This is a genomic window from Nostoc sp., assembly GCF_036917975.1.
Classification (GTDB): domain Bacteria; phylum Cyanobacteriota; class Cyanobacteriia; order Cyanobacteriales; family Nostocaceae; genus Nostoc.
Genome location: NZ_JBALEJ010000063.1, coordinates 1 through 10,073, shown reverse-complemented (window position 1 = coordinate 10,073; position 10,073 = coordinate 1). Strand labels below are relative to the sequence as shown.

The 10,073-nt window shown below is 42.6% G+C and carries 7 protein-coding genes and 1 pseudogene; 3 read left to right on the top strand and 5 right to left on the bottom strand.

The window, feature by feature from the left end; all coding sequences use genetic code 11:
* Window positions 1-980: 980 nt before the first annotated feature.
* Entirely contained in the window at window positions 981-1,448 is a 468-nt protein-coding gene (locus V7K76_RS24760; RefSeq protein ID WP_335030121.1) for a hypothetical protein, read from the bottom strand.
* Between the two features lie 957 nt (window positions 1,449-2,405).
* Here V7K76_RS24760 and V7K76_RS24755 point away from each other — a divergent pair.
* Window positions 2,406-2,678, top strand: a complete 273-nt coding sequence (locus tag V7K76_RS24755; RefSeq protein ID WP_099068138.1) for a GlsB/YeaQ/YmgE family stress response membrane protein — start codon at window positions 2,406-2,408, stop codon at window positions 2,676-2,678.
* A gap of 232 nt (window positions 2,679-2,910) precedes the next feature.
* On the opposite strand, the gene V7K76_RS24750 is transcribed toward V7K76_RS24755, so the two are convergent.
* A complete protein-coding gene (locus tag V7K76_RS24750) occupies window positions 2,911-3,039 on the bottom strand; it encodes a hypothetical protein (RefSeq protein ID WP_335030120.1) in 129 nt (42 codons plus the stop codon).
* A gap of 146 nt (window positions 3,040-3,185) precedes the next feature.
* Window positions 3,186-3,851: an STM3941 family protein gene (locus V7K76_RS24745; RefSeq protein ID WP_334776220.1), complete on the bottom strand. Its 666-nt coding sequence runs from the start codon at window positions 3,849-3,851 to the stop codon at window positions 3,186-3,188.
* An 826-nt stretch (window positions 3,852-4,677) separates the two neighbouring features.
* On the opposite strand from V7K76_RS24745, the gene V7K76_RS24740 reads away from it, so the two are divergent.
* The gene (locus V7K76_RS24740; RefSeq protein ID WP_335030119.1) at window positions 4,678-6,036 is read left to right on the top strand and encodes an L-lactate MFS transporter; all 1,359 of its coding nucleotides are present in this window, start codon (window positions 4,678-4,680) and stop codon (window positions 6,034-6,036) included.
* 311 nt (window positions 6,037-6,347) lie between these two features.
* Here V7K76_RS24740 and V7K76_RS24735 read toward each other — a convergent pair whose 3' ends face one another.
* Window positions 6,348-8,579: an FdhF/YdeP family oxidoreductase gene (locus V7K76_RS24735; protein ID WP_334777313.1), complete on the bottom strand. Its 2,232-nt coding sequence runs from the start codon at window positions 8,577-8,579 to the stop codon at window positions 6,348-6,350.
* A gap of 245 nt (window positions 8,580-8,824) precedes the next feature.
* On the opposite strand from V7K76_RS24735, the gene V7K76_RS24730 reads away from it, so the two are divergent.
* A complete protein-coding gene (locus V7K76_RS24730) occupies window positions 8,825-9,424 on the top strand; it encodes a hypothetical protein (protein ID WP_335030118.1) in 600 nt (199 codons plus the stop codon).
* A 73-nt stretch (window positions 9,425-9,497) separates the two neighbouring features.
* Here the strand turns inward: V7K76_RS24730 and V7K76_RS24725 are convergent.
* Window positions 9,498-9,984 (bottom strand): annotated as a pseudogene (locus tag V7K76_RS24725) (ATP-dependent RecD-like DNA helicase); the annotation flags it as partial.
* Window positions 9,985-10,073 lie beyond the last annotated feature (89 nt).

Here is a 10,073-nt window from a genome sequence, read left to right as displayed (position 1 = left end):
ACGACACACTTCGTGAACGCTCAGTTGAAGCTGAATCAAGTAATTTAACTAATTCGTAATGGGTTACGCCTAACAACGGTTACTTAATTCGGATTAAAGAATTCAATTAATAATTAAAAGTTATCTACAAGTTAGTTGAATAACCCCACTAAATATATATACTTTTTCTAGTGGTCAAATCCCGCCGTAGCGGGTTTTAACAAACTCCGTGGGTTTAAGTCCCCCGGTTCAATAACCGGCAAGTTTTGGGTCGGGGTCTGTCTTGCAAAGTTGCTCCTCTTGGGGAGACCCCAAGACCGCAATGCAGCGCTAAATCCCCGGACGCGACTCGAAAATACTCGCTTGCCGCCGGCGCTATCGCAGACTCGCTTTGCGCGTCGCTTTCACAAAACTTACTTGCGACTTGCGACTTGCGACTTGCGACTTGTTTTAATTCTCCACTAAAATCTTGCTAGATTCTGATGTTCTTGTTTTGGAATTTACCATTCAATAGTAGTGCCAAATAAGTCTATTTATCTCACCTAATTGGTTGATTTATTTCTCATCCAAAAGAGTGAGCTAATTTAGTGTAAACTAAGATACTTTCGATTGCTGGCATAAAATGAGTTTCAATTGGGAGCTTCAAAGCTGGAATCACCAGGAAATGCAGTACCAACCCCTGCTAATAATTTTGTGTTCCTAGTCAATAAAAATCTGAATTATTCAACTAAAAGTAAGGATAGATAAGTTAGAAAAAACTGTGCGTAACTTAAGGGTTTTAGTACTGTTTATAGGCTATCTTCCATAGATTCTATATGGCGTTTTTTTCCTAACTAATGTCAAGCATGAAACTTCAATACAGTTATATTCTGGTATTGCCGGAATACTTTTAGCCGTATTTGCACCGCTTTTTATTTTCTTTAGATATATGCGGTAAAAGTATATTGGGAAATTGGGCGACACCGATAGCGTAGCGTTAGCGGTATCGCCCCTCCTAAAATTCAAAGAGGAAAACTCAGGAGGAGCGATGGCGCTCTTGCACCCGGACAGAAGCGATCGCTATGAAGGTAAGCAGAACTTACACAAGCGATGCCTGCGGCGGGCAACCTAAGCTGAGAATCAACAGCGTTTATGTAATCTGTATCATTCAAAGTTTGTGCTGGGAGCTTATTAGCTTTAATAGCAGCCTTCACAACATCAACTGCTGTTATCTCTCCTCCTTTGTATTGGAATACCAAAGCACCAGCACTGGGAATTCCCTCTGGCTTGAAGTAACCTTGATAAGCAAAAAATGCTGTTTGGAAGGGTTGGAGAACGCTATTATTTTTAAATTGAGTGGGTAAATTGTTAGAGTTGACAGCTAAAGGGTTGCCACTATCATTATTAGCTGTTTGAGCTATAGCAATTCCGGGTACAAGCGCAATAGATGCAATCACAAATGCACAATTGATGAAGGTATTCAGTTTCATATAGTTACCCTAAGTTAGATATCTGGCAATCAGTAGTCTCTATTCATAGAATCTGTTGCCAGAAGAAAGCTCTGAATTTTGTACGAAAAAGTAGATTTCGGCGTGACACTTCGACCCAACTCTTGGAGACGCTCTGCGCGTTCGACGCAGGTGTTACCCTGAGCCTGCCCAACGACCGCGCTCAGGGCAACGCAACGCTCAGTACAAGTGCTGAATTTTGGGGTTTAACTAATTCGTAATGGGCAACGCTTACGTAATTCGTAGTTAAGAATTCAATTACCAATTACAAATTCTCAATTACGAATTAGTTGAAAACCCCACTAAATATCCTTTCTTTAGTGGTCAACTTTCGTCGTGGCGGCTTGGAATTTCCCACTAATAGATTGCTGGATTCTGAATTTTTACTTCTGAATTTTTACTTCTGAATTTATTCTTCAATATTAGTCTCAAATAACTGCACTCATCTCACCTAATTGGTTGATTTCTTTCTCATCCAAAAGAGTGAGCTAATTTAGTGTCAACTAAGATACTTTTGGTAAGTAATGTAGTTCAGATATTCAAGCGAGTCAAAGTTACACACCTGAAGCGTAGTTTACCGCCGCAGGCATCGCTTGGTGTTTCCTCTCTTGATTAAGAGCGATCGCCTCCTGCGGGCGGGTACGCGATCGCACAAGAGTATCTGCTTTCAACTGGAGCTTAATTCTTTAAGTAGATGAGATAAATCATTAAAAATGCATATACTGCAATTATCAAGCAATGAATTTATTAGCTCCTAGTTTTAGACCTAATAGGAGCTTTTTTTATTAATTATCCATCTCAGTTAGGGGGGTATATCACCAGAAGTAACAGCATTCATCCTCAAGGCTATTAATAATTGGTTCTGTTGGTAGATTAAATGTCAATGTTGGGATTGCTATTGTTTATTTGTCGATGAAAAACGTTGCTCAAATTAAAACAATGAATATTCTTGCTTGGATTGTTTTAGGTCTAATTGCTGGTGCTATTGCAAAGGCTATCTACCCCGGTCATCAAGGTGGCGGAATCTTAGGAACAATCTTATTAGGAATTATCGGTGCTTTTGTTGGTGGTAGTTTGGGTGTGTTCTTCAGTACAGGAACCTTGACATTAGCCGCCCCCACACTCAGCATTCCCGGTATTGCAGTAGCGGTTCTTGGCGCAATTGTCGCTGTTTTCTTGTGGAACTTGCTAAATCGTCGCAGTGCAATCTAAGAAATTAAATTTGAATCAATTAATCGTAAAAATCAGGGAATTCATTTCACTATATTTTCTCCCTGAGCTTAAATTATTTGAATAGCGCCTGCCTGTATCTAGGTGGGCGCTAATATTATTTGCGGCAACGTTTACAAGTTGCCTTAAGGGCGATCGCCCATAAAAAATTCTTAGAGGAAAAGTTACACCAAACAGTGATCGTTACAACAAAGTTAGTCCAGGGAGCGATCGCCTAATTCAGCCAAAATCCACCTATTTTTCCATCCTTGAGGCTAAGTCTAGCTAAGACATCATCACCGCCATCCAAAAATGTCAGTTTCCATAAATAAACTTGATACCCTTGCTGCTTCAGATTTCCCAAGAAAACTGCCGAATACCCTTTTTTGATGCGAGGAGCTAACTGTCCACTAACTTGTGTAAATGTTTGTTTTGTAATACCTTCTTTGAAAGCAGCATTTCCTTGAGATTGCTCCCGATGCTCCCCTACTCTTCACCAATTATTTTGGGTTAATATCTACCTTCAAAAGCCCGACGATATTGCTCTAAGAGTTGAACAAACTCGGCAGCAGAACGGTCTAAATCAGACCAAGTGAACAAAATATCATATCCAAATTTTTCTCTATTCCAAAGCATTGCCTCGACTATTGTTCCAACCTTTCCAAAACTTCTCAGTGTTTCAGCGGGATTTCCATGACCTTCCAGTGCAGACCATAGCTTCATAGATGTGGACGTTGGCAGAAAAGATGAACTCACAGCCAGGAATTTCAAATACGGTAGAGATTTTGTCATATATTCTGCCAACTGCAAAGACAAGTTATTGACGTATCGATCATACGTTTTAAGCCGCAGTCCGACCATTTTATTACTAAATACATTGGAGATTCCAATAGATTCAATATCTTGCCATGAAAGCACTGCATCTCCATAGGGTGAAATCTGCTGAAGACTAGCAGAGGTCAGGATCATACTTACAGGACGACGGGCTAACTTTGGGATAGCAAACAATCCTGCACCGCCAAAGAAAAGAATTGCTAGTAGTCCAATAAAAATTCCTGAGCCACCCGTTGCTATCATAAAGAAACCGAGTAACACAAAAATTCCACATCCGATTGTCAATAAAACAACATTTCTTGCGGTTTTAGGTTTGACTTCAAATCGCTGTGGCAATTTCATAAATGCTCCTTTTATCTAAACCCAACCTTATGACCCCAACTAGTCAGTAACTTAATCCTGCTACGCCAACTGCGATTGCTTTACAGCACTTCCGGCTATTATGAAGCACAATTTTCCCCATAACCCTTTCCTATCCTAACTTTTGAGACTGTGTGCGTACCTCATAGCAGGCGGAAGTGCTGTATCGCAAATCTCAAAAAAAAGTGTGTCACTGAAAATCTCGCGCTACCTCAACCCAAAACACCCACGAATGAGCTTTCACTCAAATTCCTTAAGAATAGCATCTTGGTCATTTTGTATCATATATACTACTACTAAATCAATACTGTTGCCAATTTACGAGGGTTCAACGCCTGTAGAAATGGGATGAATGCGTCCTAAAGAAGTAAGTTTGGCAAAAATCTGAGTCAATAAAATAGGCTCAGGGATTTCGGGAAGCATTTTTAACATTTTCATCCACAAACTGCTGCAAGACCACTTCGCCCAAATGCAGTTTAAGCGCAATGTTGACTGAGAAAGAAACTACACTTGGCGTAGTTTACCGCCGCAGGCATCGCTCCCCAGCAAATACAAGCGATCGCATAGATCGCCCCTCCTAAAATTCAAAGAGGAAAAACTCAGGAGGAGCGATGGCGCTCTTGCACCCGGACAGAAGCGATCGCTATGAAGGTAAGAGAACTTACACAAGCGATCGCTATCAAGTGGTTTTGATCAGCCTGGGTCAGAAAATATGAGTAAGATTTGGTTGGAGTCCCAATCCCCATTCAAATCTTCCCTAGTACCCAGTACAACCAGTTCAATCTAATTTTTTCTCTAGGAGAAAAACTTGAAAAATAAAGTAACTTCTGTTTTAGACAAAGAACGAATCATTGCACAGCCTAGATTTAATCGTTGGCTAATTCCTCCAGCAGCATTAGCAATACACTTGTGCATCGGACAAGTGTATGCCTTTAGTGTGTTCAACCTGCCAATGACCAAACTTATTGGCATTACCCAATCAGCACCGACCGATTGGAACTTGCCGACTCTCGGCTGGATATTTTCTAGTGCGATTGCCTTTCTAGGGATTTCTGCGGCTCTATTTGGCAAATGGGTTGAAAAACAAGGACCCCGCAAAGCAATGTTTGTTGCAACACTCTGCTTTAGCGGCGGCTTCTTTATTTCTGCTTTTGGAGTGTATCTACATCAGATTGTACTTGTTTATCTTGGTTACGGTGTATTAGGCGGTATTGGCTTAGGTATTGGCTATATTTCTCCCGTCTCGACGTTGATTAAATGGTTTCCCGACCGTCCAGGGATGGCAACAGGGATGGCAATTATGGGATTTGGTGGCGGAGCGATCATTGGTTCGCCACTCGCGGTAGCACTGATGGAGCATTTTAAATCTTCCACCTCTGTCGGGGTATGGCAAACATTTGTGGTTATGGGTGTAATTTACTTTTGTCTGATGATGTGTGGTGTATTCTTTGTACGTATTGCGCCACCTACTTGGCAACCCCCACACTACACACCACCTACTCAACCCCAAAAGTTGGTAACAACGTCAAATATTACTGCTGATAACGCAATTAAAACACCGCAATTCTGGTTGTTATGGATTGTATTATGTACAAACGTCACCGCCGGAATTGGTGTTTTAAGCCAAGCTTCGCCCATGATTCAGGAAATTTTTAAGGTTTCTCCCTCAGTCGGTGCTGGATTTGTCGTGCTGTTAAGCTTGTTTAATTTAGTTGGTCGGTTTTTCTGGTCATCTTTATCAGACTACATCGGCAGGAAACAAACCTATATGATTTTCTTTGGTTTAGGCATACTTTTGTATGCTTTAATTCCGACAATTGGTGAACTTGGGAATATTCTACTGTTTTACATCGGTTTTTGTATCATTTTGACCATGTATGGTGGTGGATTTGCCACCATTCCTGCTTATCTGCGTGATTTATTTGGAACAATGCAGGTTGGCGCTATTCATGGACGGTTGCTCACGGCATGGTCTGTGGCAGGTGTTATCGGTCCAGTTCTTGTAAATTACATCCGCGAGTTTCAGATCAATCATGGGATACCGAAAGCTCAAGCCTATACAGTGACTATGTATATCATGGTAGGAGTATTGATTATTGGCTTTATTGCCAATCTACTCATAAGTGAAGTTCACAGAAAATATACTATTGGACAAGAGCAGTTATAACCAATCTCCAAGTTGATTCGGGGTAGGAGGTGTGTCAATACGGTTCGGATAAGCATTTTTCACAATCGAGTGTGGGGAATGGGGAAGGGTTAAAGGTTAAAGGATATATTCAAAACCTTTCCCCTTTAACCGAAGCGTATTGGGAGGTGTGTAGCTTGCCGCACTTCGACATACTTCTCTACGAGAGGCTGCGCCAACGACTACTCTCAGTACAAGAAGCTAAGTGACCGCCGTCGGCATCGCCCTTACATGAGATAAAGTTGTACCACTGGAGCGATGTCTTGCGATCGCCATCGATAAACGATCGCCCATTATCCACAATAATCCTCGCAAACAAATACTGGCACTCTCTTATAAGCTGGAGTACCCGAACGTCCATCGATTTTCGCTGTAAAAATCGCGTTGACTTCGGGATAAAACATCATTGCTGCTCCCCGACGAATTTCCCCAAAAATGACTTCCACATTTTCCAGTTTACCCACGTCTCCTCGTACCGTTACCTGTTGGTGTTCCCGAAAACCGGCGGTTTCCCCATCTTCGCGATTCATCAAAATACAATTACGGTGGGGCATTCCCCGATAGTAATCTCCGGGTTTGTAAACGACGGTGTTATGTTGGGAATAACTTCTTCCCGTACCCAAAATTAAAATAATTCCTGGGGTTGATTCCCCCACACCAAAATCGCCTTTGCTGGGTAAATCTAACTGGGGTAAATTTGTCACGAACATCTTGGCTTTCCCCGTAGGAGTTGGGAATTTTGGCTCGTGGAAAACTCTCTTGTCAATCGTAAACTCTTCCCCAGTGGAATCGATATCAGCAATTTTTTCGTATCCAGGGATTGTTTGGGCAATTAGTTGGCGAATGTATTTCGTATCCTGGAGTTTGCGCCAATTTACCGGATGCTCTCCCAACACTCGATCGGCAATTTCAATAATTAATTCCACTTCGGAAATCAAATCCCCATCTTTTAAATGTGTTTTCCCTTCATCATTCAAACGAACGAAATTATTGCCGGATTCTGTCGTTGTTTTGTGAGGATTTTCAAATCGAGTAAACACCGGCAGAATAATCGTATTTTGCTTTGCCAAACCGTGAAAATGTCCGAGATTGGGTTTGGTTGCCACGTAAAAAATGGTTTCAATTTGCCCCAAAGCCCGTTTTGCTTGGTTTAAATCCGGGTTGGCTGCGTAGAGATTTCCCCCCAAACAAAATAAGCTATCCACCTCTCCTCGATCCGCAGCAGTAATTAATCCCCGCGTATCGTATCCGGGAACCCGACTCAGGGGACGTTGCAGTAATGTTTCCAAAGCTTGCTGAATCTCTTTTTTGAGGTTGATGGTGACTCCCATCGAGCCAAATCCCTGGACGTTGGAATGTCCGCGAATTGGCATGGTTCCCGCTCCCGGTTTGCCCACATTTCCCGTTAATAATGCGGTATTGGCGATACTAAAAATGTTATCGACACCGTTTTCCTGTTGAGTGACTCCCATCGCCCAAGCAAATACTACACCCGCAGATGTACCAATTATCCTGGCTGCGGCGGTAATTTCGGCTTGGGAAATCCCACAAGTGGATGTAATTGTTTCCCAGGGAGTGTTTTGGGCATGTTGAATGATATTTTCCCAATTCTCGCTGTGGTTTTGCAGAAAATCGAATTTGATTAAATTTTGTTCAAGCGCGGATTTTTGAATACCTACAAATAAAGCCACATCGCTACCTGGAATTGGTTGTAGATACAACGAAGAGATATCCGAACCACCTGCCAGCATGGATTTGATCGGGAAAGCTGGGGAGGCAAATTTCACCAAACCAACTTCGATTGTGGGATTGATAATAATTACTTTGCCACCGCGAGCGCGCAGTTGTATCAACTCGTTTAACAATCGGGGATGGTTTGCTGGTGCATTGGAACCAATTAACACCACACACTCTGCTTGTTTGAGGCTTTCCAAACTGACCATCGATGTACCGGAACCGAACATTTCCTTCAATCCGACGGTGGAAGCTGCATGGCACAAATCGGAACAGTCCGCTAGGTTATTGGAACCGATGGCTCGCACCATCAATTGTAGTAAAAATGCGGCTTCGTTCGATGACCTACCAGAACTGTAGGATGCTATCCTTTGGGGTGATTTTTTAAATGCTGTTTCGGCAATGTCGTATACTTCGTTCCAGGAAATTTTTTCGTAACGGCTATTTCCAGAACGTAAGATTAATGGATGACTCAATCGACCCAAATTGTTGGCTGCTTGGGAAGTTAACTCCTGAAGCTGTGCCAGGGTGTATTTTTCATCAAAACGGGTAGCTGGTTGTAGCTCCGATGCGATCGCTTCGACGCTTTTGGCACAGCGCTGCAATACTTCTCCTTCTTCGTTGACGAAACCCCCCTTTTGTCCCCCTGTTCCCCAAGCACAGGAAAGACAAGCACTTTTGTGGAATAATTTTTCCCAAATTTTCACCCCATCCCGGGCAATTGTCTTTTCTGCCCAATACCCGATTACGGGCATTCCACCACCTACATTTGGTATTTCATCAGCGCTCATGACATCACCTTGAAATCGCTCATTACATAACCATTTTGAACGATAATTCTTAGGAAGCGATCGCTATTTTCCCAAACCCCAAAAACCTTTTCCCCAAACCAAATTCTGAGTTCAAAATGCACAAAGCAAGTAGTATTGCCCTACACCCTGCCCTGACCAGCAATTCCAAATTCAAATTTTGACAACAGTTACAGTTTAGCTTGAGGATAAAGGAGTATATCTTCAAGGGCATCGAGATGGAGCTGATGACACTAAGTTTTGGAGTAATGCTGGGATTTCTCCAACGAGCTATTGCGGAAATCAAAGACCCAAGGCTTGCCAGTAACGCGACTCGCTACAGCATCAAAGATACAGTTCTGGGAGCATTTTCAGTATTTTTCATGCAATGTGAGTCGTTTTTGGAACATCAGCGTCAGATGCACAGTCGTCATGGGCTAGATAATGCTCAAAGTTTGTTTGGTTTGAGACAAATTCCGACCACACCTCAAATTCGGAATATTCTGGACAAGCTAGCAGCTAAGGAATTATTTCGGGTGTTCACCTGGGTCTACCAATCATTGCAGAGGGATGGGAACTTAAAGCCTTATCAGTGTTTGGGTGGACATCTGTTGGTGACTTTAGACGGCACTCAGTATTTTAGTTCTCAGACTATTCACTGTGAGTGTTGTTCGAGTCGTACCCACAAAAACGGCACTGTGACTTACTTTCATAGCGCAATTCTGCCTGTAATTGTAGCATCAGGTCAGCCCCAGGTGATTTCCTTAGCCCCTGAGTTCATCACCCCTCAAGATGGGTCCCAAAAACTTTCCTTCGGAAGTGGCAGCAGCCAAACGATGGATCAATAACTATGCCTCAGAATTCAAAAATCAACCCATCACGCTTTTAGGGGATGACCTATATAGTCGTCAACCAATGGTTGAACTCGTAAACCACAGTCCGCTCACCATACAGTACTGTAACTTCCTGCTCGACAGTATCAATGGTGAGGATTATTCCCAAGTCACCGTTGAAGACTTCGCGGTTGTAGTCGTTGGTCAACTGGATAATGCGTAGACGCTCTTAGCGGCTTGTCGCAGACATCGCCCTCGCGTAACAAATTCCCACCTCTGTTAATCTCCACTTTGTTGGGGCTGGGTGGATTAATCAACTGCTGCAACACAGTATTAAGGTTGCGAGTCCCTACCAAGCCCCGCGACATTGGACAAAGTACTTGCACATCAGTAGCAGGATTAAAACCTAAGCGTGGAATCAAATCGGTAATCAACTCGCAGATTGCCTGTACACCATGTTCGGGCTGATGTCCGCCGCCGTGCCAAATACAGTCGGACATGGGACTATCAGATATCGGCTCAATTGTGGGATAAATTCCTCGATTAATTTGGTGAGCAGCAGTGATAATTGCAGCAATTCTCATTTTGAAAAAAATCAGACAAAATTCTCTTATTTACATAGAGAACTTGTGTCGAACCATCATTTTTTGACACATAATTATCA

Bases quoted from the DNA above. Each gene is read 5' to 3' on its own strand.
- V7K76_RS24760 (WP_335030121.1), bottom strand. From the start codon at position 1,448: ATGAAACTGAATACCTTCATCAATTGTGCATTTGTGATTGCATCTATT.
- V7K76_RS24755 (WP_099068138.1), top strand. From the start codon at position 2,406: ATGAATATTCTTGCTTGGATTGTTTTAGGTCTAATTGCTGGTGCTATT.
- V7K76_RS24745 (WP_334776220.1), bottom strand. From the start codon at position 3,851: ATGAAATTGCCACAGCGATTTGAAGTCAAACCTAAAACCGCAAGAAAT.
- V7K76_RS24735 (WP_334777313.1), bottom strand. From the start codon at position 8,579: ATGAGCGCTGATGAAATACCAAATGTAGGTGGTGGAATGCCCGTAATC.
- V7K76_RS24730 (WP_335030118.1), top strand. From the start codon at position 8,825: ATGACACTAAGTTTTGGAGTAATGCTGGGATTTCTCCAACGAGCTATT.